This is a genomic window from Mesorhizobium sp. M6A.T.Cr.TU.016.01.1.1 (genome assembly GCF_003952585.1).
In the GTDB taxonomy this organism is placed as follows: domain Bacteria; phylum Pseudomonadota; class Alphaproteobacteria; order Rhizobiales; family Rhizobiaceae; genus Mesorhizobium; species Mesorhizobium mediterraneum.
Genome location: NZ_CP034452.1, coordinates 191956 through 218320 on the forward strand (window position 1 = coordinate 191956; position 26365 = coordinate 218320).

The 26365-nt window shown below is 62.2% G+C and carries 19 protein-coding genes and 1 pseudogene; 17 read left to right on the forward strand and 3 right to left on the reverse strand.

The window, feature by feature from the left end:
• Nucleotide 1: 1 nt before the first annotated feature.
• The 13 genes from tssF to EJ075_RS00945 are packed head-to-tail and all read left to right on the forward strand — an operon-like array spanning nt 2 to nt 15584.
• Entirely contained in the window at nt 2-1876 is a 1875-nt protein-coding gene (tssF, locus tag EJ075_RS00885) for a type VI secretion system baseplate subunit TssF (RefSeq protein WP_126103007.1), read from the forward strand.
• Entirely contained in the window at nt 1840-2961 is a 1122-nt protein-coding gene (gene tssG, locus EJ075_RS00890) for a type VI secretion system baseplate subunit TssG (RefSeq protein ID WP_126103008.1), read from the forward strand. Before tssF ends, tssG begins: the two co-directional genes overlap by 37 nt.
• On the forward strand, nt 2958-4421 hold the full coding sequence (gene tagH, locus EJ075_RS00895; RefSeq protein ID WP_126103009.1) for a type VI secretion system-associated FHA domain protein TagH: 1464 nt from the start codon (nt 2958-2960) through the stop codon (nt 4419-4421). Before tssG ends, tagH (EJ075_RS00895) begins: the two co-directional genes overlap by 4 nt.
• Before the next feature lie 3 nt (nt 4422-4424).
• Nucleotides 4425-4877, forward strand: a complete 453-nt coding sequence (tssJ, locus tag EJ075_RS00900) for a type VI secretion system lipoprotein TssJ (protein WP_126103010.1) — start codon at nt 4425-4427, stop codon at nt 4875-4877.
• A 39-nt stretch (nt 4878-4916) separates the two neighbouring features.
• Nucleotides 4917-6251: a type VI secretion system baseplate subunit TssK gene (gene tssK / locus EJ075_RS00905; protein ID WP_126103011.1), complete on the forward strand. Its 1335-nt coding sequence runs from the start codon at nt 4917-4919 to the stop codon at nt 6249-6251.
• Between the two features lie 4 nt (nt 6252-6255).
• The gene (gene icmH, locus EJ075_RS00910) at nt 6256-7578 is read left to right on the forward strand and encodes a type IVB secretion system protein IcmH/DotU (protein ID WP_126103012.1); all 1323 of its coding nucleotides are present in this window, start codon (nt 6256-6258) and stop codon (nt 7576-7578) included.
• A gap of 1 nt (nt 7579) precedes the next feature.
• Nucleotides 7580-11116, forward strand: coding sequence for a type VI secretion system membrane subunit TssM (gene tssM, locus EJ075_RS00915; RefSeq protein WP_126103013.1), 3537 nt, complete (start codon nt 7580-7582; stop codon nt 11114-11116).
• The gene (gene tagF / locus EJ075_RS00920) at nt 11098-11637 is read left to right on the forward strand and encodes a type VI secretion system-associated protein TagF (protein ID WP_095486423.1); all 540 of its coding nucleotides are present in this window, start codon (nt 11098-11100) and stop codon (nt 11635-11637) included. The genes tssM (EJ075_RS00915) and tagF overlap by 19 nt, the downstream gene beginning before the upstream one ends.
• 3 nt (nt 11638-11640) lie before the next feature.
• On the forward strand, nt 11641-12543 hold the full coding sequence (locus EJ075_RS00925) for a DUF4150 domain-containing protein (protein ID WP_095486422.1): 903 nt from the start codon (nt 11641-11643) through the stop codon (nt 12541-12543).
• Between the two features lie 7 nt (nt 12544-12550).
• Nucleotides 12551-12964, forward strand: coding sequence for a hypothetical protein (locus tag EJ075_RS00930; RefSeq protein ID WP_095486421.1), 414 nt, complete (start codon nt 12551-12553; stop codon nt 12962-12964).
• Nucleotides 12964-13452 (forward strand): hypothetical protein, encoded by a 489-nt coding sequence (locus EJ075_RS00935; RefSeq protein ID WP_095486420.1) that lies wholly within the window; start codon nt 12964-12966, stop codon nt 13450-13452. Before EJ075_RS00930 ends, EJ075_RS00935 begins: the two co-directional genes overlap by 1 nt.
• A gap of 3 nt (nt 13453-13455) precedes the next feature.
• The gene (locus EJ075_RS00940; RefSeq protein ID WP_095486419.1) at nt 13456-14544 is read left to right on the forward strand and encodes a DUF2169 domain-containing protein; all 1089 of its coding nucleotides are present in this window, start codon (nt 13456-13458) and stop codon (nt 14542-14544) included.
• The gene (locus EJ075_RS00945; protein WP_095486418.1) at nt 14541-15584 is read left to right on the forward strand and encodes a hypothetical protein; all 1044 of its coding nucleotides are present in this window, start codon (nt 14541-14543) and stop codon (nt 15582-15584) included. Before EJ075_RS00940 ends, EJ075_RS00945 begins: the two co-directional genes overlap by 4 nt.
• 18 nt (nt 15585-15602) lie before the next feature.
• Here EJ075_RS00945 and EJ075_RS00950 read toward each other — a convergent pair whose 3' ends face one another.
• Genes EJ075_RS00950 through tssI form a run of 3 tightly spaced genes read right to left on the reverse strand, consistent with a single transcriptional unit; the run spans nt 15603 to nt 19537 of the window.
• On the reverse strand, nt 15603-16766 hold the full coding sequence (locus tag EJ075_RS00950) for a hypothetical protein (RefSeq protein WP_095486417.1): 1164 nt from the start codon (nt 16764-16766) through the stop codon (nt 15603-15605).
• A gap of 10 nt (nt 16767-16776) precedes the next feature.
• Entirely contained in the window at nt 16777-17202 is a 426-nt protein-coding gene (locus tag EJ075_RS00955) for a DUF6484 domain-containing protein (RefSeq protein ID WP_095486612.1), read from the reverse strand.
• A gap of 7 nt (nt 17203-17209) precedes the next feature.
• Complete coding sequence (tssI, locus tag EJ075_RS00960; protein ID WP_126103014.1) at nt 17210-19537, reverse strand: type VI secretion system tip protein TssI/VgrG; 2328 nt, start codon at nt 19535-19537, stop codon at nt 17210-17212.
• Nucleotides 19538-19739: 202 nt separating this feature from the next.
• On the opposite strand from tssI, the pseudogene EJ075_RS34100 reads away from it, so the two are divergent.
• From EJ075_RS34100 to tssM (EJ075_RS00975), 4 genes and pseudogenes are all read left to right on the forward strand, one after another.
• Nucleotides 19740-20009, forward strand: a pseudogene (locus EJ075_RS34100) (FHA domain-containing protein); the annotation flags it as partial.
• The gene (gene tagH / locus EJ075_RS00965) at nt 20010-20786 is read left to right on the forward strand and encodes a type VI secretion system-associated FHA domain protein TagH (protein ID WP_348627387.1); all 777 of its coding nucleotides are present in this window, start codon (nt 20010-20012) and stop codon (nt 20784-20786) included. It begins immediately after the preceding pseudogene.
• Between the two features lie 410 nt (nt 20787-21196).
• A complete protein-coding gene (gene tssL / locus EJ075_RS00970) occupies nt 21197-22711 on the forward strand; it encodes a type VI secretion system protein TssL, long form (RefSeq protein ID WP_126103016.1) in 1515 nt (504 codons plus the stop codon).
• A 22-nt stretch (nt 22712-22733) separates the two neighbouring features.
• The gene (gene tssM, locus EJ075_RS00975) at nt 22734-26273 is read left to right on the forward strand and encodes a type VI secretion system membrane subunit TssM (RefSeq protein WP_126103017.1); all 3540 of its coding nucleotides are present in this window, start codon (nt 22734-22736) and stop codon (nt 26271-26273) included.
• Nucleotides 26274-26365: the final 92 nt, after the last annotated feature.

The window sequence follows — 26365 nt, forward strand, 5'->3', positions numbered from 1 at the left end:
GATGGATCGGGTCTTCGTAGAATATTACGAGGAGGAACTGACCCATATCCGTGCACTCGCGGCGGAATTTGCCGACATGCATCCGGCTGTGGCGCGCAATCTTTCGCTCGATACGGTCCCGTGTCCGGATCCGTATGTCGAGCGGTTGCTTGACGGCGTTGCTTTCCTTGCCGCGCGCACCCGGCTGAAAGTCGATGGGGAGCGCTCGCGGTTTTCACGCAGCGTGCTCGATGTCCTCTATCCCGATCTGGTTTCGCCGGCGCCGGCAACGGCGATGGCCGTGCTGAAGCCCGGCCAGCAGGTCCAGTCGATGATTGCCGGCCATGTCATCAAGCGGAACACGCGGCTGGTTTCCAGCCTGCAACCCGGCCTGTCGACGCGCTGCACCTTCACCACCGCGCAGGAAATGACGCTGTGGCCGGTAGCCATCACTTCGGTCGGCTATTTTCAGGACCGCAGCGCGCTGGCGGCGGCCGGCATAACGCCGATCGGCGGTGTGGGCGGCGAGGCAGCGCTCCGCATCACGCTGGCTCGAACCGGAAAAGGCAAGCTCAACGAACTGGCGCTCGACCGGCTCGATCTCTATTTTGCCGGGCGCACCAAGGCGCCGCTTTTGTTTGACGCGATCTTCGGCGCGTGCTCGGCTGTTGGTGCACGCGCCGAAGGCAAAACCAACCCGCTATTTGCCCTGCAGGGACCCGAAATGGTCGGCATTGGCGACGACGAGGCCTTGATGCCTCGTACCCGTCCGACATTCGAAGGGTACCGTCTGCTGCGCGAATATTTCATGATGCCCGAGCGCTTCCACTACGTACGGGTTTCAGGGCTGCGACCCGTCATCCGCAAATGCGAGGCAGGGATCGAGATCCTCTTCATGTTCCGGCGTCCGGTGCCTGAGCTGGCGGACGTGACGGCGGCCGATTTCGAGCTCTTCGCAACCCCGATCATCAATCTGTTCGAACGTGAGTGCAACGTCATCGAGCTCGACCCCCGCAGGACGCGGCAGGTGCTGCACGCCGACCGTACCCGAGCGCGGGATTTCGAAATCTACCGGGTCACCCGCGTCGAGGATGCCGATACTGAAGGCAACGAAGCCGAAATTCCCGAACTCTTCAGCCTCGGGCAAAACCGCGGCAGTGGCTGGGTTTATTCAACCGAACGGCGCCCTCGCCGGGCCACCGAAGATGAACGGCGCGAGGGCCTGACCCGCACTTCATACACCGGGGATGATGTCTTCCTGGCGATTTCACGTCCGGTCGCAAGCCCGGTAAATCGGCCGCTGAAACGTCTCGACGTTATGGCGCTTTGCACCAATCGCGATCTGCCGATACTCGACGACAACCCTATCTTGACGCTGGAGACAGGCGATCCGGTCGAAGCGGTCAGGCTTCTCGGCGCGTTGCGCCCGCCCCAGCCGGCTATCCCCGCAGCGCTGCCGTCGGGCGCCGAGCACGAGTCCCGCGCCGACAATCTCGCCTGGCGGCTGGTGGCGCAACTCGCGCTCAACTTTCTCAGCCTTGCCAAGGAAGGTCGCGGAGTCGATCCGCTGCATGCGCTGCTCGATCTTTACGCCGATCGGGGAGATCCAAGCCTCGCCCGCAACGTGCATTCGATCGTTCGCATCGACTCGCGGTCGGTTATCGAACGGCTGCAGATCGATGGGCCGATGTGCTTCGGACGGGGCACGGAAGTGACGCTGCATGTGGACCAGTCTGTGTTGGCGGGGCAAAGCACATTGCTGCTTTCGGCTTTGCTCGCGCGGCTGTTTGCCCGCCACGCCGGAATAAACGGCTTTGTGCGGACCCGCACGCGGCTGCTGCAGAAACAGGAGGATGTGCCATGGCCGATGACGCCCGGCAATCGCTACCTGATCTAGACACATTCGACCCGGACCGGGCCGAGGAGCTGTCTGAAACGTTCGACTTCTTCGAACTGTTGCGTCGGCTCGAACGGAGAGGCGGGCTGTTCGGCTATTCCGGCCAGCCGGATCGCGAGCCGGCAAGGCTCGGACAACATGTGCGTCTCAGCTTTACCGCCAAGGACGTGGTTGAGTTCCGCGACGCAAAGGACAAGACCCCAGGGAACGACAAGTCCTCGGGGAAGGACAAGTCCTTCGGAAACGACAGGGGCCCGGCCCGGGTCACGGTTGCAAATCTCGGGCTGATGGGACCTGAAGGCCCCTTGCCGCTGCATCTGACGCGTTGGGTGCTCGATCGCCTGTCGCAGCGCTGGTTCACCGGCGTCGACGCGCGGCAGACCAGCGACACGACCTTCGTGGATTTCGTCAATATTCTTCAGCACCGCATGATCGCCCTGTACTATCGGGCCTGGGCGGATGCTCATCCTGCCGTACAGGTGGAACGCGCGGTCGGCGGCCGCGTTCGCGCCATGCTTGAAGCCATGGCTGGGATCGGCTTGCCTGGCACCGGGAATCCCGATCTCGACACGGTGAAGCTTCGCCAGGCCGCTTCGCTCGCCAGCCAAGTCGACGGCCCGGAGCGGCTGACGCTGTTCCTGGCGGAAGCGTTCAAAGTGCCGGTCCAGATCAAGGAGTTCGTCGCCGCTTGGATAACCATACCGGCCACGCTTCAGACTGGCCTTGGCAAAGCCTACGCTGCGCTCGGTCGCGGGGCGACGATCGGCCCGCGCGTCTTCAACCGTCAAAGCCGGATCGAACTCCGCGTCGGCCCGCTCGGATATGAGGACTTCAAGGCGTTCCTGCCGGGTGGTCAGCGTCTGAAATTGTTCAAGCAGGCCGTTCGCGACATGGTCGGGGAAGCGCTCGACGTCGATCTGCGGATCGTGCTCGCGCGCGACGCCGTGCCGCCGTCGCGTATCGGAGCGATACAGCTTGGCCGGACCGCCTGGCTTGCGCGGCCCCCGGAAAGGGGAGATGCTGACGATATGCGGCTGCGGACGATCGTCGGATGGCGGCCGGAATTGGCGGGGGTCGCGGCATGAGCCTGCTGCTGACGCTGGAGCAAGGACCACGTACCCAGGCGGTAAGACAGACCCGGCTGGACGAGGGTGAGTTGGTGATCGGCCGCAGTGCCGACGCGGGCTGGCAGATCGACGATCCCGACATGTTCGTTTCGCGCGCCCATTGCAAGATCACTGGCGGGCGGGACGGATATTTCGTTACCGACACGTCGAGCAGCGGCTTGTTCATAAACGACTCCGACAGCCCGCTTGGCGCTGGCACGTCGGTCCGTCTTCAAAACGGGATGCGGCTGAGGCTGGGCGACTACGTCGTGTGCGTCGATCTGCAGACGCCGGCCGCTCAAGCACCGGAAGCCAGCCAATCGTTCGCGGAACGATCGCGGCCGGCATCGCGAGCGCCGGTAAGCATCGGCCGCGATGACTTCTTTTCAGCCACGGTCGAAGAAGAGCCGCGGGGACCACGTCCTGCCGATTTGCCGAGCCCTTTCGAGCAGCCAGTTCCAGGAGCGTTCGAGCGTGCCAACCAACGCAGTTCGCCTGCCTTCGACGACCCGTTTAGCCTCGACCCGGTAGCAACGCCGGCACCGAACGGCGCTGCCTATCCCGAACCACGTGGTGCGCCAGGCTCCTCGGACCCATTCAGCCTCGATCCCGTGCCTTCCCGCAACGGGGCAACCGAGTCCGCTCCAGGAAAATCATTCGAATTCGACGACGATTTTGGTTTCGGGCCGGCCGCGACGCCCGATTTGAGAAACGGCGCCGGCCCGGCCGGCCAACGCAAACATAGCGCCGGAGAGCCGCAGCCGGCCAATCCCTGGGATTTGCCTGGCCCTGCGGCAGCTATCCCTTCTCCGCCACGGGCTGGCGTTGCCCCTAGGCCCGCCCCCTCCCCGGCAGCGGCGCAACCGACGAACACGGCCCTTCGCAGCGCGTTCCTGCGGGGCATGGGCATCGAGGAAGCCGAGTTTCCCGGACGCGACAGCGTCGCGGAAATGGAGAAGTTCGGTCGCGAGTATCGGCTGATGATGGAAGGCCTGATGCAGCTGCTGCGCAAGCGGGCCGAGGAAAAAGGAAACGCTCGCGTCGCCCAGACGGTGGTTGGGGCCTCTGAAGTCAATCCGCTCAAGTTTCTGCCGACTGTCGACGACGCCATCGTGACCCTCATCGCCGAGCGCAGCCCCGGATTTCTGGCCGGTGAAGCGGCGATCGCCGACGCGGTCCGCGATCTCGCGCAACATCACGTGCGCGCCTGGCGAGGCGTGCAGTCCGCCTTGCGGCGAATGATTGACCGTTTTGACCCGGCGGCGATCGAGGAAGAGCTGAAATCGAATTCCGCGATCGGCACCCTGCTTTCAGGCGGGCGGGGCGCCAAGCTGTGGGAACTCTACCAGAAACGCCATCGTGAAATCGCCCAGAGCGCGGAGACGAGCTTTCTTGGTGAAATTGGCGCGGATTTTCGGGATGCATACGAGGAGGAGTGAAAAATGATCGATCGACGCGAATTTATCGTTGCCCTGGGCGCAACGGGGCTGCTTACGGCTTGCCAAAGCGGTCCGCCAAAACCATCCGCGGTCACCGTCAACCTGACCGGCGCGGCCGGCATGAACCCGGGACCAGGTGGCGGCGACCGGCCGGTGACGGTCTTGGTGATGCGGCTGCGCAGCACCGGCAAATTCAATTCGGCCGATTATTTCGCGCTGCAGGGGGATGCCGGATCCGCACTCGCTGGCGATCTCATCGGATCCGACCAGATCTCAGTCGGGCCTGGAAAGACCGCATCCAAAACCATCACGGTCGAGCCGGACGCGGCTGCGCTGGGCTTCGTTGCCCTCGTTCGCGAGCCCGGCGGCCGGACCTGGCGTACAACCAAATCGGTGTCGTCGGGATCAACAGTTACCGTCAACGTCACGCTTGGCAGCGGCGGCATTTCCGCCTAGCGGCCAGGGCAAGGGGTGCTCGATGCAGGAAGTAGCGGCATGAGCGATGCAAACAGAGTGCTGTGGTCCGAAGGCCTGTTTCTCCGGACCCAGCATTTTCAGCAGCAGGATCGTTTTTTCGAAGCGACCGTGCGCGGCGCGTTGCAGGCCGGGCAGCTCCATACATTCGGCTTTCAGCAGCTGACGCTGGACCAGGCAATGCTCGATGCCGGCCAGGTCTCGATCCTGTCGGCACGGGGCATCTTTCCGGATGGAACCCCCTTTTCCATCCCTGACCTGATGGACGCGCCTCGACCGCTGCCGGTCACCGCCGATACGGGTGCCGGACCGGTGCTGGTGGCGCTGCCGCTCGAGCCTGCCGGCGGTGTCGGTTTCGATCCGGCACACGCCGCATCCACCGGAGCACGCTATCATGGGCGGATCGTTTCGGTCCGCGACGCCGTCCAGGGCGGTTCAGATCCTGAAGAAATCGAAATCGCACGTCCGCAGGCGCTGCTGCTTGCACCCGGAAAATCGGTTGGTGGCTACACCGCCCTGCCCATAGCCGACATCAAAGGGGTTCGAGCCGATGGCGGCGTCTCCCTGGATGAGACGTTCCTGCCGCCGACACTGGTTACCGGAGCAGTGGCCTGGTACCGGCAGTTGCTTTTGGAAGTCGTCACCGGCCTCGACCAAATCGCCGAGGCGCATGGCAAAATGGTCATGGGTGGGCCAGGGCGTAGCGTCGAAGACCTCTTGATGCTCAATCTCGCCAATGCGGCGCGTCCACGACTGGCGCACATGCTGGCGCAGGATGTTTTCCATCCGGCCGAGCTTTACCTGGAGCTTGCCGGTCTTGCCGGTTCGATGGCGACCTATGGCTCGAGCGCGCGACGGCTGAGCGAGTTGCCCGCCTACGATCACATGGCGCCCGGCCCCGCATATTCGGCGCTGGCGGACGCCTTGCGCTCACTCATCCTGAGCCTGCGTTACATCGAGCCTAAATCCCGCGCACTGCCGGTCATGCGGCATTCGACCAACGTCTGGAAAATCCGCATCGACAACCCGAAGCTGCTGGTGGCCAGCCGGATCGTTATCCGGGTCGGTTCCGAGCTGTCGGAAGATGCCTTGCGTAAGATTTTCGTCAACCAGGCGACTGTCGGTTCGGCCGATCAGTTCGAGGGTCTATGGAAATCCCGTCTACCCGGCATTCCACTGAAACCGCTTCATTCCCAGCCCCGCGAAATCCCCTACGATGGCGATCGGCTGTGCCTTGAACTGGATCAGAAAAGCGAGCACTGGGCCTCGCTGCTCGATGCCCCCGGCTTCGTTATTGGCGTGTCGGGTGTGCTGCCGAGCGAGCCGCAGGTGGACTGCTATTCGGTAAACAGGTGAGATCATGAGCCGGGATGATCCTTTCGGACTGTCGGAGGATCGCGAACGCACTCGCATACGGCTGACCGGCGCGCCGATGCCGCGACCGATGACGCCACTCCTGTCGGGCGCGCCAATGAAACGGTCGCGTACGCATCCCAACACCCTTGTCAACGCATTCGCGCCCTTGCTCGAGTTCGCGCCGGAGCTTGAAAGCGCGCTGCCACCGGAAAACCCGGAGGCGATGCGCACCCGGTTGCTCGAAGAGCTGGTTCGGGCACGCGACGCGGCAATGTCGGCGGGATCCTCGCTGGAGCGCGCCGACCAGGCAGCCTGGATGGTGGCGGCGTTGCTCGATGATCTGGCCTTGAACACGCCATGGGGCGGTGCCAGCGCATGGCCGCGCCAGCCGCTTGTGGTGATGCTTCGAGGCGATGTCGATGCCGGCACGCAGTTCTTCACGCGTCTCGACGAACTGGAGCGCCACCCGAACCGGGATCGTGAACTGCTGGAATTGCAATATCATTGCCTGGCGCTCGGCTTCCGCGGCAAATATCGTGTGCCCGGCCGGTCGGGCGACCGCTCGCTCAATGCCGTTCGCGTTGCTGCGGCGCGCTTCCTGCGCGATGCCGACGCCGACGGCGCGCCACTGTCGCCGAACTGGAAAGGCGTGATCGCATCCGACGAGCCGCAGCGCTTCATCGTTCCGATCTGGGTAATGGCGCTCGGTGCGGCGGTTATCGCCACGGCAATCTATCTCGGGCTGTCGATGGGACTGAGCAGTCAGGCAGTCGAGCTTTCTACGCTCGTTCGTGCTCTGCCGCCACCCACGCGCGGCGATATCAGCCGCACATCGCCTCAGGTCGAAGCGCCGCCGCCGGAGGCCGTGGATTTCGCGCTGGTGCCGGAGTTTCAGGCCGGAGCGCCGGCGAATCTCAGGGCCGCGCTAAGCGGCACCGAGAGCGTTTCGCTGGCCAGGCTGATCATTCAGGCCTCCAACCCCGAACTGTTCCAGTCGTCGCGGCCGACACTGACGGAAGGCTTCGAGCCGCTGATTGGTTCGATCGCCAAAGTGATCTTGGCCAATCAGGAACTGATCGGAAACATCACCGTGGTCGGCCATACCGACAGTATTCCTTTGCAACGGTCCAATCCGCTTTCCACCAACCAGCGGCTGTCGGAAGCGCGCGCAGCAACCATTACCGAGATGCTGGTCCAGAACGGTGTGCCGCAGGACCGCATTCGCTTCGAAGGACGTGCAGCTACCGATCCAGTGGCCGACGACAGCACGCGCGCGGGACGGGCCTTGAACCGCCGCGTCGAGGTGCTGGTCGAAAAGAGGCTATGAGATGTTCATCCTGCGCTTCCTCTGGGCGGTTCTGACATCGCGCTGGCTGTGGACGCTGATCGGCATCACGCTGCTTTCCCTGGTTATCTGGGTGTTCGGCCCGATCGTGAAGGTTGGTGCTTACGAACCCTTCGCCTCGGAAAATGTGCGCATCGTCATCATTGCGCTGCTGGTCATCTTCTGGCTGATCTGGCTGATCGTCGCGCAGCGCCGGGCGATCCGAGCCAACCACATGTTCGTCGCCGAAATCGCTGCGCCCGTGGTGGAAAAACCGCTGAGCCCCGGCGAAGAGAACGTCGCCGCAGTCGGCGCCAAGTTCGCCGAGGTGATGGCCGAATTGAAGCGTCGCAGGCTGGGCGGACGCAAGTTCCTGCGCGAGATGCCTTGGTACGTGATCGTTGGGCCACCGGCCACCGGCAAGACCACGGCTTTGCGCCAGTCCGGTCTGAACTTTCCGATCGATCTCACCGACGACCTGCAGGGGGTTGGCGGCACGCGCAACTGCGACTGGTTTTTCTCTGAGAACGCAGTTCTGATCGACACGGCGGGCCGCTACGTGCAGCAGGAGAGCCGGCCGGACGTCGATGCGGCGGAATGGCTAGGCTTCCTCGACCTCTTGAAAAAGCATCGCGGCCGCCGGGCGCTGAACGGCGTGATCGTCGCGCTGTCGATCGACGCGCTTTCAGAGGGCGACGAAGCCATCAAGGCACATGGCCGCAAGATCCGTCGGCGCTTGGCAGAGCTCAACGACCGGCTCGAAATCCGCCTCCCGGTCTATCTGATGCTGACCAAGGCCGATCTGATCAAGGGTTTCGAGGCCTTCTTCGGCGGCCTGTCGACGGCCTCGCGCGAGCAGGTGTGGGGGACGACCTTCGCACTGGATGCGCGTGTCGACGCAAAGACCATAGAGCGGGAAATCGCCACCCTTGCCACGGAACTCGAGCGGCGGCTGGTGCCACGCCTGGAGGATGAGGACAAACTCGCTGCCCGCGCCGAGATTTTCAGATTTCCCGCCCAGCTCACAAGCCTGTCCGAGCCTATCCAGGTGCTGATCGAGGCGATGTTCGGCGAAAGCCGGTACGAAGAAGCCGCCTGGCTGCGCGGCCTCTATCTGACGTCGGCGACCCAGGAAGGGGCGCCCATCGACCGGCTGACCGCGGCACTGTCTTCATCCTTCGGTCTTCCGCCGCGGCGTGCCATGCCGGCGCCGCGCGTTGAAAAACGCAGTTTTTTCCTGAAGAACCTGCTGACCGAGGTCATCTTCAGGGAGGCCGGCCTGGGGACGTTCGATCCGCTGGCGCAGCGCCGCCGCGCCTGGATCTGGCGCGGCGCCGCGGCAGCCTGTGCCGCCGCCGCCTTGTTGGCCGGTGCGATGTTCACCTGGTCCTACTATGACAACCGCAATGCGATCACAGCACAGGCGAGCCAGTTCGAAGCGCTGCAGGCGCCATTGACCGCAGCAGCCGCGAGCCCGGCATCGGTGGAGCAGCCCGCTATCGATGGCGCGCTCAATGCCATGGCCGAGGTCGCAAATGCCCGAACGGCACCGCCGAGCAGTGCCCAGGATCTACTGGGACCATCGGCATCGGCAGAGCTGCTGCGGGCGCAGACCGACACTTACGACCACGCACTGCGCAATGTTCTCGAGCCGCACATGGTCGCTTTGCTCGAGGCGACCATGTGGCGGCAGATCCGCGATCCGGATTTCATGCTGGGGGCGCTGAAAACCTATCGCATGATGACGGGCCTGTCGCAGATGGATGCCGATTTCGTCCAGAACTGGTGGGTCAGTGATTTGCCGGAATTCGCACCGGCAGCGCCCTTTCCGACCGCCGACGCGGAAGAGCACCAGCTTGCCGCGATCCGCCGCATGGCGGTCGATGACAGCTACATCGCCGCGGATCAGGCGCTGGTTGCCGAGGCGCTGAAAACCGTCTGCACGATTTCGCTGCCGGCGCGTGGCTACAGACAGTTGCTGGCCGATCCGGCGGTGGCCGGCCTCAAGGAATGGATCCCGGCGAATTTCGCCGGTCCCAACGGCGCCAAGGTCTTTGCACGGCGTTCCGACAAGACGCTGCGCGTCGGCATTTCAGGCGCGTTCACCTATTCCGGCTTCCACGATGCCATTCTCGACCGGATCGAGGATGTCGCCGCCCAGGCCGCACTCGATCGGGCGGTCTTTGCCGGCGGCTGTTCGGAAAATTCCGAAACCTCGGTCTCGGCGCTGTCCGAGGATATTCTAAAACTCTACTACGAAGACTACATCGCACAATGGGACAGCATCCTGCGCGATATCAGGCTCGCGCCATTGGCCGACCTGAATGTCGCCAGCGAGAACCTCAAGGACCTTTCGAGTGCTGACTCTGCGCTGAAGCGCCTGCTTACGGCGGTCGTTCAGGAGACCGAGCTTACCCGATCCGATGAAGCGCCGGCCGATAACAAGGCAGCAGCAAAGGGCGGCTCGAAACTGCTCAGCAAACTCGGCAAGCTTGGCAAACTGGCCAAGACAGGCGCAAAACTGCTGCCACGCGCAGGCTCCGCAGACGAGGTGGATCTTACCGGCAATCTCGTGGCCGAACACTTCAAGCCGCTCAAGGGCGCGATCGCCGAGGTCGACGGCCAGCCGCCGGCACTCGACGCCGCGGTGGTGGCGCTGACCGCACTTTCGAACGTGCTGCAGACGGTCACGGCCAATCCCGACCCTCAGGACGCCATCAAGAAACAGGGCGGCCTCGCCGAGCTGACGGGAGCGGTCGCCAGGCAAGCGCAGATCCTGCCCGACCCGATCGACGACTGGCTCGGTGGCATCGCCGGCGACACCAGCGGCCTGACACAGAAGGCGGTCACCTCGGAGCTTAACGCCATTTGGCGCGCCGACATCCTGCCATTCTGCCAAGCAGCGCTGAACGACCGCTATCCGTTCAGCCCCGAAAGCGCGGTCGACGTCAATGTCCGCGATTTCGCTCGCCTGTTCGGGCCGGCCGGGATGATCGACGCCTTCATCAACGACCACCTGATCAGCTATGTCGATACCGCCAGCCAGCCATGGAAATGGCGCGCCGACTTCGGCCTGGACCCGGCGGCTCTGGCGGCATTCGAACAGGCCAGGCGTATCCGCGACGATCTCTTTCCGGGCGGTACGGGCCCGGTGATGAGCTTCACGCTCGAACCCAAGGACCTGTCTCCCAACGTCACGCGCGTGACGCTCAATCTCGATGGCCAGAACCTCGTCTATTACAACAACGCGACGCGACCGCAGCCGATGACCTGGCCCGGCAAGGACGGCACCGGCGTCATTTCCCTCGCCTTCCAGCCGATCGACGGCTCACCCGAAATCATGCTCAACGAGACCGGCAGCTGGGCTTGGCTGAGGATGCTGCGCAGCGGCCGTTTCACCGGCACCTCACTGTCCGATGTCTACAGCCTGCGATTGGGCACGCAAGGCATGTACGCGGATTTCGAGCTCAAGGCCGCCAGCGTCGAAAATCCTTACAATCTGGAGATGTTCAAGAAGTTCTCATGTCCGCCACAGATATGATCACCGGATTTTTCGGCAAGATTCCGGCGACTGGAGATTTCGTCGCTTGGAACCTGCCGCGGACCTTCATCGACCGCTGGGATCGGTGGATGTCGATGGAATTGCGCGTGCGACCCGATGAAGGCGACCTCGACCCGCGCGCTTGGCGCTTTATTGTCCAGGCCGGGATTTTCGGTGACCAGCCCTGCGCCGGTGTCTGGCGCATGAGCGAGGACCGCGTCGGCCGCCGTTATCCGTTCGCCATCGTCCGGCTTGGGCCCCCGCCGGAGCCGGGCGACCCGTGGTACGATGCCGTGGCCTCGCTTCTTCAGAATTGCGTCGACAACTACTGGGCGCAGACCCGGCTGGCCGAAAGCCTTCAGATTTTGCCACCTCCGGGCGCCGCCGCCGCGACCGACAAGATCGCATTCTGGAGCGACGACTGGGAGGTCAGGGAGTTCGGCTTCGCCGACATCCACGACCTTGCTCAAAATGCCCTGCCCGCGATGCGCGCGGCACGGCCGGAGACGGCGGAGTCCTGAGCCATGGGTAACACGGTCTACGCCGAAAAGATGGGCTTCTTCCACCAGGCAAGCGGCGGCAAGGGCGTCGCGCCGGGCGACGTCTGCCTCAGCCCGCCGCCGCCGCCGGCGGGACCGGTGCCGGTTCCATATGTCAACATGCTTTCTGCCAGCGATCTCATCAAAGGCAGCAAGAGCGTCAAGGTGCAGGGAACACCGACGGCGCTGGAGAACTCTTCCGAAGTGGCGCTGAGTACGGGCAACGAAGCGGCCACGCCGGGACTGGGCGCCGGCGTGGTCACCCATCGCATCAAGGGCAAGGGTGTCTTCAAACTGTGGTCGTTCACGGTCAAGGCAGAAGGCAAGGGGGTCGACCGTCACGGCGACATGATGGCTCAGAACACGGCGAGCGATCTGCCCAACTGCATCGATGGGCAGGCCATGGTCGATTTCGAGGCTGAGTTGGGCGAGAACTACGGCAAGCCCTGCAAAAGCAAATATAAGGCGAGCGTCCATCGGCCAAAACGGGATCCTTCGCCGGCGCAAGTCAAGGAGGTCAAGGACAAGCCGTGTTGGGAATGCGAGCGGGATCACGGCGAGACCGAAGCGGCATGGCGCACCCAGAGCGATGAATCGAAGGGCGCTGGCGGCTGGCTGAGGGGCAAGCTTTTCGTCAAGCTGAAGAAGGTCAGGAAGCACGGCACCAAGCATTCGAGGGGCAAGGGTCATATGACCCACGACCATCAGCCACCTTTGGCCGTTGCTTGGGAGATGGGTGGTTGCCACATGGGTGCCGAGAAGTTTCGCAAGCGTTTCGAGAAGGACGATGTGGTGAAGTCGCATTGTAAAGCGCATTACAAGAGCCAGGGGTCACAGGTAGACGAGTACGCAAAGAAACTGCGTGCGCAATTCAAGGCAGCGGCATAGGTGCGGCATGGCGAATAAGATCGACAAGCTTCAAAAGAACTACATTCGAGACATGCGGGTAGTGCAGCCGGTGGTGCAGCACTGGTGGAGCGGTCTGGTCGAAAAGCTCGGCCTTGATGAAGCCACCAGACGCTGGCCGACAGGCCCTTCCGGACATCCGAGCGTCATAGAGGTTTTTCGCAGCTATTATTTCGAGATCGAGGAATTGAACCTGGAGGCCGAGGACGAATTCGAGGAACGGCCGCCGAAACCGTGGGAAGAGATGTGGGGTGCCGAGGACGACGACGAGGCGCCGCGCGTGGAACGCGAGATCGATCGCCTGATCTATGATATGACTGAGAAGGCGCCGGACCTTGAGTTGCTGGTCTTCGGTCTGGTTTTTGTTCCCATTGGCCTCGACCAGAACGACGAGAGCTGCTGATGACCCTGATTACACTCCGCAGCACCGAAGACGGCATTGCCCGACTGCTGGCACAGCCAGGCGACATCAAGCCGCGGCGCGACGATATCCGCCGCAGCACTCTGGAAGAGGCGTCGGCCGAACACCAGGAGGTTTTCGGCGACTATGTTGCTGACCTCACCACTGCTTGCGGCATCGCCGAAAAATGGTGGGAGGACACCGTCAACGCGCAGGTCAAGAAAGGCATGGACCGCGACGACGCGATCGCCGTCTCGTTCAACCGGCGTTGGGCCGGGCCCGCCGCCCATCCCAAAGTGGTGTGGATCGTAAGGTTGTATTGGTTGGCCTGCGACAAGATCAACACCGATTTCGTGCCCGGCAAACCGGTCTATCCTGAGACGTTTCTGCTGAAGTGGCTCGTCGACGCTGGTGAGAAGGAACTGGTCCAGCTGATCGCCTGCATGCCCTACTGGCCGGTCGGTCTCGACGAAAACGGCGATTGGTCCTGAGCCATGGCCTTTGCTGTATGGCTGGAGAACCGCACGCCATTTTCCGCAGCGACCCATGTGCAGGTCAACTCCGACGGGCAGGAGGTGCTGGTGGCGATGTTTTCCGCCAGTTTTCATGCACCGAAGGAAGGCAGCGACCTCGAGCCATCCGGCGAGCAGTTGCCAGTCATCTTTGGCGACACCCCCTTCGGCAATCCAGCTCTGTCTTCGACCCGTTATGAATCCGATATCGTGCCGCTCAAGCCGGCTTCGGAGATCATCGTCAACGGCACGGCTTACGCTCCAAATGGCAAGCCGATTCGTGAAATGCAGGTTGGCCTTCGTGTGGGCGGTATGCGCAAGGCGCTCAACGTCGTCGGCGATCGCACGTATGACATGGGTAGCTACAGCGCGCCGAACCCGTTCCTCACCATGCCGATCGTCTATGAGCGCGCCTATGGCGGCACCACGGCGGATGGCAACGCCGATCCGCGCAACCCGGTCGGCGTCGGTTTCCACCATGCGCCGTCGGCCGATACGCAGGTGCGCACTCAGGCGCCCAACATCACTTATCCAGGCGAGCCCTTTCTCAACCCTTCCGACCGGCCGAAGCCGGCTGGCTTTGGCGCGCTTGGTCGCGGCTGGCAGCCGCGAATCGGCTATGCAGGCACCTACGATCAGGCCTGGATCGAAACGCAGTGGCCGTTGCCGCCGAAGGATTTCGACCCGCGTTTCAACATGTGTGCGCCAGCCGACCAGCAGGTGCCGCGCCTTGTCGGTGGCGAGCAGGTGACGGTGATCGGCATGACGCCGTCCGGCCGTTGGGACTTCCGGCTGCCACGCATTGTTGCGCCGCTGCGTCTCATTTTTGCAGATCGCGTTGAAGAAGCCATTCTCCAGCCCGATACGCTCATCATCGAGCCGGACTTGAGACGTCTCACCCTGAAGGCCCGCCTTTCTTTCGTGACCCGGCGCAATGCTCCGCAGTTGCGCGAAATAGTCTTCGGCCATGTGTCGCCCGTCCTGTTGAGCGCCCACTTTAAGCGCAAGCAATATCTTAACCCACTCGGCACCGACGGCACGTTACATGACCAGCCGGTATTCCTGCCATGAAGCGTCCGCTCTACATAACAGGCGCAGGTGCGGTGACCGCAGCCGGGCTTGACGCGAGCCAGACCTTGGCGGCGATCCGGGCAAGCTTGTCGGCTTTCGAGGAAATTGACCTCATCGATCCCATGGGCGCCATCCAGATCGTTGCGCGCATCCCTGTCCATTGGCAATTGCGCGCCACCGACGGCGCATGGCTCGTCAATATGGCGTCGCGCGCCATTGTCGAGGCGTTGCGAACAAGTATGGCCGGCCCGGCGGCTACGGCGATCCTGCTTGCCCCACCCGAAAGCTTCCGCAATCATCCGGCATACAACGATATCCCGCCATCCGGCTTTCTTGCGGCCGTGATCAAGGCGACCGGCAATCGCTTCCACGCCGCCTCGCGTGCGATCGATGGTGGCGCGGCGGCAAGCGTCGGCCTTCTCGATCGAGCGGTGGAACTGCTGGAGCAGCCAGACGTCGGACAGGTCCTGCTTGGCGGAGTAGACAGCCTCGTCAACGAAACCGATCTTTCCCGACTTGGCAAAGCCGGTCGCCTCAAAGGTGCGGAAAACGCGCAAGGTCTCGTGCCTGGCGAGGCCGCCGCTTTCGTTCGGCTGACGCGGGAGCCGGAAGGAAAGGCTGCGGTGGTGGCTGCCATTCATAGCGTCGGGACAGCCCAGGAGACTGACAGCGTGCTTTCGGACCGCTATAGCCAGGGCCGCGCCATGCTCGGCGCCTTGCGCGATGCGGTGAGGGGATCGGGACCATCGGAACCAAACATCAATTTCGTCGTCAGCAACGGCAACGGCGAGCGGTACAGCGGCTGGGAACTGCTGATCGCCCGTCCCCGCTTCTACCGCACCCGCCGTGAAATCCTGCCCACCGCCTATCCGGCGATGACGATCGGCGATATCGGCGCTGCCGGAGGGGCGATGGCCCTGATGCTGGCGGCTGACAGTTTTGTGAACGACTATGCGCCGGGGCCGACCGCCATCTGCGAGGTGGCTTCCGAAGGCGGCCTGCGCGCCGCCGCGGTGATGGCCGGCATGACCCGCCGCTGAACTCAAAACGTTGTTCGTTCACATCCAGGCCGGGAACCGGCGCGTCCTGCGCCAATCGGTCAGCGGCGCGTCCGGCTCGGCGAGTGCTGCGCGCAACGCATCCAGCCGAAGTCTGCGCATCGAGTGGAAGAGTGCATGATTGCGCCCGCCGCGCCCCTCGTCCCACCATTCCGCTACGCGATCCGCGACCGGAAGCGGTGTTTCGTTGAGGGATTCGAAGTCCTTACCAAGCAAGGACGGGTCCGTCGTGAACAGGTCGAAGTCGTTGAAATCCACCTCGAACAGATCGCGAAGCGCAAGTCCGGCAGCGAATACGAGGTCGGGTTCCCGCATCTTGGCGATCAGCCAGGGCATGACCGACCGGTCGCCAAAGAGGCCGATTGCCGCTGTCGCGGTGGCGCGCAAGGCAGGCTGCTTCAGACGTTCCTGCAGCCACGCCTTGCCGGTCTTCAAGGGCGTCGTCAGCAGGCGCAACTCGATCGCCGCGGCGGCCAGATCGGGCTCGGCTAGCACGATCCGGTCGAGCACCGGGTTGGCCGAGCGCGTTTCGCCAAGAAGGCAAGCAGCAAGGGCCGCCGTCAGGCGTTCCCTCGACGTGTCGCCGTCAAGTCCGTCCAGCACCGCCGGAAGGAGGTCGCGCCGTTTGAGCCCGCCGGCAAGCCGAAACGCACGCCTGCGAACATCCGGGTCCGGATTGCTCAGCAAATCGCCGAGGCGGGCACCGGGATCGACGCGATGATGCCAGAGTGCCGCGAGGCCGAGGCCGCGCAGCCGCGCATCGCGCGCGTCCAGCCATTCCGCCACCAACGGACTCAGATTTTCGCGCGGCGTGCGCGCTATCGCGCCGGACAGGCCCGACACGCCAACCTCGCCCAGCGTCGCCGCGGCGTCGACCGCCGAGGCAACGGCTTCGGCCTCGCCCCAGCGCAACGCCAGCACGCCGAGCACGAAAAGCTCGCCGGGCTCGGCATAATCGGCGAAATGCGCCTGGGCCGCCTCCCAGCCGGCCTTTCCGGAAGCCATCAGCCCTTCGAGATTTGCATTCAGGCGCTGGTCGATGCGGCCGATATCGGTTTCGCCCAGGATCGGACCATCGATTTCACGGCGGCGACGAAACCAGAGGAAGGCCGCGTCGCTGGCGTGCTGGTCCACCATGGCAGCGATAGACGCGATCCGCTGCATCGTGAACGCCTCAGTTGAGATGGATGGCTCCGCCACGGATGCGGTTGGTGCCGCTGGCGTGGCTCGTTAGCTGGTTGCCGCGAATTGTGATGCGCCCATCCTTCTCCAGGATGATCGATGCCAGGCCGCAGCGCAGTTCTATACGTTCTTCTCCGGTGATGACGACGCGATCGCCTTCGCGGACAACTGACAATTTCCTCTCCTTGTGAGGCGGATCGACGATGCGTCCGACGACCAGCGGCCGCGTCGGATCACCATCCTCGAACAGGAGAGCCAGTTCCGAACCGACCGCCGAGACGTCCAGCTCCGCCAGACTGCGCGCCGCAATCGCGGTCTCGCGCGGATTACCGACGAAGACAACCAGCGGCGCGCCGTCTTCGAAACCGATCAGCAGGCCGATCACGACGCCGTCGATACGATCCAGCACTTCCATGATGACGCCCTCAATTGTTGTGGATGTTGCTTCCCTTGACGACCACGTCGCCACCGGCCTTGATATTAATCTTGCCGCTGCCCTTGATGGTAATGTCCTTGCCGTCGGCAACAATGGTGCCATCCTTTTTCATAGTGATCGACGCGTCGCCGCATTTGAGCGTGATCGAGTCGCCCGCCTCGATCACCAGATTCTTGCCGACCTTGATCGAACTGTCTTCGGCGATTTGGATTCCGCTGCCCTTGCCGATCTTGAGCGCATGCCCGCCTCCGACATCGGTTGCGTCGTCAGCGCCGATCTTTGCTGACCTGGCTTTGCCGATCTGCGACGACTGCGCTCCGCCGATGGCGAAACTCTGGTCCGTGCCGATCTGAACACTCTGGGCGGCGGCGATTGTCCAGTTGTCCGCCGCTCCGATCGTGTGAGTCTGTCCGGCCCCCACCGTCATCGACCGCGATGCGCCGATCTGATTGGTCTGGACGGCTCCAACGCTTCGGGTTTCCGCTGCACCCACTGAATCGACACGCGCCGCGCCTACTGTGATCGTCTGGACTAACCCGACAGTCTGTGTGTGATTGGACCCGATCGTCTCAGTCGAGTTCGACCCGATACCGATCGTCTCGTTCGATCCGACGGTCAGCGAACGGTTCACGCCTACCGTCTCGGTGTCGTTGTTGCCGATATCCGTGGTCTGGTCGACGCCGACCTTGACCGTCTTGTTGTTGCCGACGTCCTCGTCGAGGTTGTGGCCGACTGAGTGCTTGGCGTCGTGGTCGATGCGGTCGGACTGGTCGTGTTGCACCAGCTTGGTGCGGTCGTTCTTGATCAGAAGGTTGTGGTCCTTCTGTGCCTGGAAATTGACCAGTTCGGAGCCGGCCTTATCCTCGAACATCAGCTCGTTGTAACCGCCGCCGCCTTTCGAAGAGTCGGATTTCCAGCCGGATTGCGTGGCGCTGCCCGGCAGTCCGTAGGGCGGCATCTGCGAGGCATTGTAGATCCGGCCGGTGATGATCGGCAGATCCGGATCGCCTTCAATGAAATCGACAATGACCTCCTGGCCGATGCGCGGTATCTGGATGAAACCCCAGCCGCTGCCGGCCCAGGTCTGCGAGACCCGCACGAAACAGGAGCTGTTCTGATCCTTCTTGCCCAGACGGTCCCAGTGGAACTGGACCTTCACCCGGGCATATTTGTCGGTGAATATCTCCTCGCCTGATGGACCGACCACCGTCGCCGTCTGTGGGCCGCGCATGATCGGTCGTGGCGTGATCCGTGGCGGGCGATAGGCCAAGGCGGTCGGCGCCACGCCGAGGATCACCTTGAAGTTCTCGCTTTCGACGTCGGCAAGAGCTCTGTAGCCGGGATCGAACAGCCTGTATTCGGCGCTGACCACCAGATATTCCTGGTTCTGGTCTTCTCTTGGGAAGCCGTCCAGCTTGAATGTGCAGCCCGAATACAACCCGCGCACGGTGCCGACAGCGGCAATGCGCTGGTGCACGGCCTGGATCTCCTCGCGCCGGATCGCGGCGAGGCTGTCGCCGCGACCGACTTCAAGATGCGCCCCCGGCTGGCGGTAGTTCTCGCCAGCGGCCAGCTTGTGGCCGAACGGCTGGGCCGACTTGGCCATGAGGTCGGCGCCCGGCTTCTTGAAATCATAGTCGGTGTGGACATAGGCGCCCGGCCGCACCGAGCTGCCTGGAATCCATTCGGTGATGTATTCGACATCGCGCCGGGAGCCCTGCCCTTCGAAGTGATATGGCACCTTTTCGTAGCCCGGCGCGGGCTTCAGCTTGTTCATGGCATCGACCAGCACAAGCGTGTGTTTGCCCTCGTCATGTTCGAAAAAATACAAGATGCCTTCGTGCTCCAGCAGCCGCTGCACGAAATCGAGATCGGTCTCGTCGTACTGCACGCAGTACTCGCGCGGCGGATAAGAACCCTGCAGGCGTTTCTCGAATTTCGCCGTGCTGTATTTCGAGAAAACCTCTTCGACGATTTCGATGACGCTCATGTTCTGGAAAATGCGGCAGTCGGTCGTATTGCCGAGAAACCAGAGCCAGGGCCTGATGGCTGCTTCGTAGTACGCTAGGCGGTCCTCGATCCGGGTGAGCCGAAACTCGGACACAAGCCCGCTGAACCAGCGTTTCGGATCGGATTCACCTTCGATCGATACGGCACCGCCCAGCATCTTCAGCGGATCGATATCGGGGCTGCTGCTCACGAACCCGACAGTATAGGCCAAACAACGACTGATCTCATCGCGCCCGACAAGATGCGTGAAGGTCAACAGGTCAGCGCCAAGCGGCGTCTGCACAACCGTGGCGCGTTCGTCCGGCATGGGTCTTGCCCCTCCCGCCGCTCGTTTCTGCTTGAGCCTAGCACATGTCTTCCAGCGACCAAAGGGGACCGGATCGGTGGCTGCGGCGTGTCACCTCTCGAATCATCGACTTGAAAGCTTCGTAACGCCGCGCTCGTGATTTTGCTGGTATAATGGAAGTCCTGGGTGAGTGTCCCGACAGGCGATCGACGGCGATTTTTGAATGTTCATCAGGCTGCAGATCAACAATGCCGATTCCCTGCCGGCCGGTATTTCGACCGGCTACTCAGCTCGTGATCGCAGCTTCGAAATCGGGCGCGAGGCCTGCGACTGGACCTTGCCCGATCCCGACAAGTTCATCTCCGGCCGACACTGCGACGTTCGATACGAGGCAGGCGCGTTTTGGCTGCACGATGTCTCGCGCAATGGAACCTTCATAAACGGGTCGACCCATCGCATGGCCGGCCCGCATCGGCTTGACCATGGAGACCGGTTGCTGATCGGCCGCTACGTCATCTTGGTATCGATTGACGACGAGCGCACCACGGAGGGTCATCCTCAAAGCAGGCACGGTTCGACGCAACGAGAAATGCCGATCACGTCAGGTCGGCCGCTGGACTTCGGAGGCGAGCCCTTCTTCAATCCGGTAGAGCACCGAGCACCGGTGTCGACGTCTTCGCCGCCCGCGCCTCTCCCTTCGACGAGGGACGAGGTGCTGCGGGAAATCGCGATCGGAGCTGGCATCTCTGCGGAATTGCTCCAATCGCGTGATCCGCATGAAGTCGCTGCCGAAATCGGCGCGGTGCTGCGGACGGTTGTCGAGGAACTGGCCTTGTTGCTGAAGGCACGTGCGGCTGCGAAAATACTGGCCAAGAGCACACATCGGACGATGATCAGCGCTGCCGATAACAATCCCTTGAAGTTCGTCCCGGGAACCGACGACATCCTTGAAATCATGTTTGCACGACGCAGAGCCGGCTATCTTGATGCCAGGCACAGTATCGAAGACGCATTCCGCGATCTCAAGACGCATGAATTTGCTACCTACGCAGCCATGCAAGCTGCGCTCTCCCGGCTGCTTGACGACCTGTCGCCTGAGGCGATCGGCAAGAAACTTCCGCCTGCGTCATTCACATCGAAGAAGAGCCTGGCTTGGGACGCCTTCGTTGCCAAATGGCGGACCATGGAAGAAACACACGAAAACGGAATGCTGGACATATTCCTGGCCTATTTCAGCGAAGCCTATGCCAAAGCCGACAAGCAAAAATAGGTCGGGAAGACTGAACCTGGCGCATTCCCGGAAATTGAGTCGGTTTGCTATGCTGATCTTCGGTTGCGGAGCGGACCACACGCCAACTGGAAGCATTAGAGCGTCCTTTGCGAGCCCAAAGGACACGGCGCTGTAGTTGGCGGAAGAAAAATCCTTTCGCAGCACTGCATCCTGTTCCAATCGACAGCTTCTGAGATTACGATCACATACGACAGTTCGCCAGCGGGTAAGGCTGATTGACCCGGGGGTCTGCGGCAAATGTCATGTTACGGCGGGATAGAATTTTGTAGCCGACCTTCCTCCAGACACTGCCCTTGTCAGCAGCGCCTGCATTTCCTGCGCCTGACCCAGGACCGTTTTGCCTGTTTGTGGCGCACGCGCAGCAATCAGGTGTGGACGGACGTTTGGCGATGAGTTCGAAGGACAATCCGTTCGGTCCAGCGGGCAAGACCGTCATTCGCGCACCGCGCCGCGCGGAAGGATCAGCGCCAGCTCCTCAGGGGCCTGTTCCTGACAGTGGGCAGCCCGGTCCCTTGCGGGCTAAGGATTCAACGGTTTTCGATCCGGGTGTCGGTCAGCACACGCCGCCGGGGTGGACATCCGGAACCGTGATTTATCAGGGTGCAGATCCCGGCGCAGCGACCGGAAGCGGTTCCTTTGCGGCGACGCCGAAGCCAGCCATCCAGCAGGAAATCCTGCTGAATGCCACGGATGGCGTCAGATATTCAGCAGCGAACCCGATCCTCGCCGCGGCGGCGCCTTTGCTGATGTTGTTCGGCCAGCTCAGGCTCATGCCCGTCGAAAGACAGGCGGAACAACTAGCGGAACATGTCGCTGAGGCGATCGAAAAATTCGACCGGACAATGCAGAAAGCTGGTGTTCCCGAAGCAGACGCCAGGATCGCAAAATTTGCCCTTTGCGAAACCGCTGACGATCTCATCGGCAACCTGCCTTGGCCCAAGCGAGACGCCTGGGCGCAGCACAGCATGCTGTCGCAGTTCTTTCACGTCGAGCCCACCGGCGCGGGCTTCTACGAAGCGCTGAATAAGATATTGGCCGCGCCGGAGGCACACTACGACCTGCTTGAATTGATGCATGCCTGCCTGTCGCTTGGGTTCGAAGGCCAGTATCGGGGCCTCGCACGCGAGGACAACAATCTCGAGCGCGTTCGACGCGATGTATACGAGACGCTTCGCTATTTCAGGGCGCGCGCCGACGAAGACATCTCGCCTCACTGGCAGAGCTTGGCGGCATCAATCGCACAGTCGTCGGCCCGGTTGCCGCTCTGGGTCATTGCGGCCACAGCGTCGGCGCTGCTGACGGCGGCATTCTTCGCTTTGCGGGTCTTCATCACCAATGAAGGCGACGCCATTGCCGGCGGGTTGCTGGCGCTCAATCCATCCACGCCGGTCACCATCGAACGCGCCGGCGTGGTGCCGTCGGCTGTGCCGATGACAGTCACTCCGCCCGCCGCCACCAACCAGATCGATCGCATCCGCTCGGCACTGGCCAAGGATATCGCACGCGGTGGGCTGGCCGTCGGCACGCAGGGCATGTTCATTGTGGTGGAGATCAACAACGTCCTGTTGTTCCAGTCCGGCAGGGCCGAGGTGAACCCGGAGTTTCAGCCGATTGCCGCAGACATCGCCGCCGCGCTGGAACCCGAGCCCGGACCGATCAGGATCGTCGGCCATACGGACAATGTGAAGCCGCGAAAATCGAGCGCGTTCAAATCCAACTTCGACCTTTCGGTCGCCCGGGCGAAGGCTGTCGAAGCGATGATGGCGCCGCGGTTCAGCAAGCCTTCGCGGATCACGGCCGAGGGCAAGGGTGAGGACGAGCCGATCGCCGACAATGCGACGCCGGAAGGCCGCGCCCAGAATCGCCGTGTCGATGTGATGATCCCCAAGGAGGAGACATTGTGAGCACGGCCATTTGGAAGCGCCCATGACGCGTTGGCTGCTGCGGATATTCAGCGTCATCGCGTTGGCCGGTTTCGCGGCAGCCGTCTGGTTTGCCGGCCCATTGATCCGCTTTGCCGATACCTGGCTGCGCGTGACGATCATCTGCGTAATCGTGGCGATCGTGGCGCTCTTCTATGGATTGCTTTTCTGGCAAAGGCGAAAGGCGCAAAAAGCGCTCGAGACGATAGTTGCCCGCAACGACGACAAGGATGACGACTCGCAGGTGCTTGAGGCTCGTATGAATGAGGCCATCGCTGCGCTCAAGCGGTCGAGCGGCAAGCGCAATTTCCTCTACGAGGTCCCCTGGTACGTCGTCATCGGCCCGCCTGGTGCCGGCAAAACAACGGCGTTGGTCAATTCGGGTCTGAATTTTCCGCTTGCCGGTTCGGGAGACGCCCAGCCGGTGACCGGCGTCGGCGGCACGCGATCTTGTGACTGGTGGTTCACCGACCAGGCGGTCCTGATCGACACCGCCGGACGCTACACGACGCAGGATTCCAACGCGCAGAGCGACAAGAAGAGTTGGCTCGCCTTCTTGTCTCTGCTCAAGACATACCGCGCCAGGCAACCGATAAACGGCGTTATCCTGGCCATCAGCCTTGCCGATCTCATGAGTCTCGATGATCAGCAGCTTGAGGTCCACGTCGTTGAGATACGCAGCCGTCTGCGCGAAATTCACGAAGCACTGAAAATCCAATTCCCGGTATACCTGCTGTTCACCAAGGCCGACCTTGTCTGCGGTTTCATGGATTATTTTGGCGGTTTCGATGAGCAGCGCCGTCGCAAAGTATGGGGTGCGACGTTCCAGACCGCCGATCGCAGCAAGAACATGGTCGGTGAGGCACCGGCCGAATTCGACGCATTGGCAAAACACCTGGCGGAGGAAATGGCCGACCGTCTGCAGGAAGAGGCTGATCCGGTCGTGCGCATAGCCATCTTTGGCTTTCCAGCCCAGTTTGGCGCGTTGAAAGGTCGTATTGCCAGTTTCGTCACCAGCATATTCGATCCGGCCCGCAGCCAAGTGAACGTCAGCCTGCGTGGACTTTATTTTTCGTCAGGCACGCAGGAGGGTACGCCGATCGACCAGGTGCTGGGCGTGATCGGTCGTAGTTTCGGCAGCGCTTCTCGCGCCCATCTTTCCGGCACTGGCAAAAGCTTCTTCTTGCATGATCTTCTGACCGGCGTCATTTTCGCGGAATCCGGGTGGGTTTCATACGACAAATCGGCTGAAAGGCGTGCAGCGATCGCCAGATATGGCGGCCTTGGCGCAATAGCATTGATCGCTGCCGCGGCTCTGGGCACCTTGGCTCTGAGCTTTACAGCTAACAGGTCGCTGATTACCTCTACCATGCAAGCTGTAAGCCGGTATCGCGAGACGGCAGACCCGCTACTCAAAACCCCGACGGTCGCCGATGTCGACCTCGAAAACGTCATTGGCCCGCTCGACCAGTTGCGCGATCTGCCGGCTGGGTTCGACACCAGTGGCTTGCCGACACCGATCGAGGAGACATTCGGCCTCGGTCAGCGGGAAAGACTTCTTTCGGCATCAAAAACAGCTTACCGGCAAGCGCTGGAACGCATGTTCCGCTCGCGCCTGCTGCTTCAGGCCGAACGGACGATCCAGGCCAAGATGGCTGATCCCGCCGCGCTTTACGAACCACTGAAGATCTACCTGATGCTGGGCGGCAAGGCGCCGAAGGTCGACGACGAGTTGATCGTTTCCTGGATGAGGCAGGATTGGGAACAGAACCGGTATCCGGGCGAAAACAACCGCGAGGGGCGGTCGCAACTCGAAAAGCATCTGCGGGCCATGCTTGCGTTGGACGACGCCTATGATCCGGTTTTCGAACTCAACCAGCCACTTGTCGAAGCCGCTCAACGCTCGCTTGGACGCATGAGCCTTGCCGATCGTGCCTCAGCGTTGGTGAAGTCAGCGGTATACGCGGCAGCGCTGGATGATTTTTCCGTCTCCGTGGAAGGCGGCCCGGAAGCGCAGCTGTTGTTCGAGCGTGTCGATGGTGGCGATCTGTCAGGCCTTCGCGTTCCCGGTATCTACACCTATAGCGGCTTCAACAACTTCTATCTCGGACAACTCTCGCGCGTTGCGCAGATGCTTGTCGATGACCAGTGGGTTCTCGGCGGCGGTGGCGAGCAAGGCGGCATCGATCAGGAATTGCTTAAGCTCGGTCCCGAACTTCTCGATCGCTATGGGAGGGAATTCGCCGCGGTGTGGAACGGCGTTCTCGACAAATTGAAGTTCAAGGCGATGCTGAAGGACAAGCCGCAGTATATCGCGCTGTCCGCCGCTGCGTCACCAACCTCGCCAATCGACCAGCTTTTTACGGCGATCGCCGACGAAACAGCTCTGACGCGGGAAGCTGGTTCCGGCAAAGGCTCTGGTTCCGAGGCCGAAGCCGGCGTGCTTCAAAACCAGCCGCAGAACGCTGCAGATGTTCCCAGGGGATTGGCCCGCATCGGCCTTCAAATCGCCAGCGGCAAATCCCAAAGCCGGGCCGGCACAGGGTCCGCTAGCGCGCAAAACCCTGGGGCGAATATCGAAGCGCAGTTCAGATCATTCCAGGCTTTGGTGAACGGTCCGGCCGGACGCCGCCCAATCGATGCGTTGACCCAGAATTTCCGCGATATCTACCAGAGCCTGCAACTGGCGGCCCACGTCCCTTCGCAAACGGAACGCGTCAACATGAATCTGCAGCTGCAGATATCCACCCTTCGCGCCAATGTCTCGCGTCTGCCCAAGCAACTCGCCCGAATGGTCACTGCGACCGCCGACGAGTTTGACGGCAATGTCGCAGAAACCTCCTTAGCAAATTTGAACCAGATGCTCGGCCAGACGGTCACGCGCACCTGCGAGGAGGTGGTCGCGGGCCGTTATCCTTTCGCCAGCAATGGCCCAGAGGATATTGCGATGGCGGATTTCGCGAAACTGTTCGGTCCAGGCGGGCTGATGGACCGGTTCTTTGCACAGAATCTCGCATCGTTGATCGACATGACCGGCCAGGACTGGAGCTGGAAACAGGATGCGCGGTTTGGGCGCGACCTGTCGAAGTCGACCTTGAAAAACTTCCAGCTGGCCGCGGAAATCCGCAACGCCTTTTTTCCTTCAGGTGGTTCGGTGCCGTTGGTCAACATCACCTTTACGCCGTTTTCACTGCATGGCGACGCCGATACGGCGGTCCTCGACGTCGATGGCCAGATTGTCCAAAGCAACCAGGCGGGTAACGCGCCAAGCACAGTGACCTGGCCAAGCGGCATGGCTTCCGCGTCAGCGAGCCTGAGCCTTGCCCCGAAAATGCCGGGCCGTGAGTCCGCGATCAAGTTCGACGGTCCGTGGGCACTGAAGCGTCTGCTGGACAAGGCTGATATCACCAGCACCGGCGGCAACACGGAAGCCCGCTTCGTGATAGGCGGGCGCGATGTTGCCTATACGATCCAGACCAATTCGGACCCCAACCCTCTCTTCCTTGCCGCGCTTACTGGGTTCAGCTGTCCAAAGGCGTTTTGAGATGACCATTGAGCTTCCCGACAGGGTGACGCTGTCCTTCGGCAACAGAGGCGCGGACGTTGATTTCGATACTCTAATGTTCGAGCCTGTGG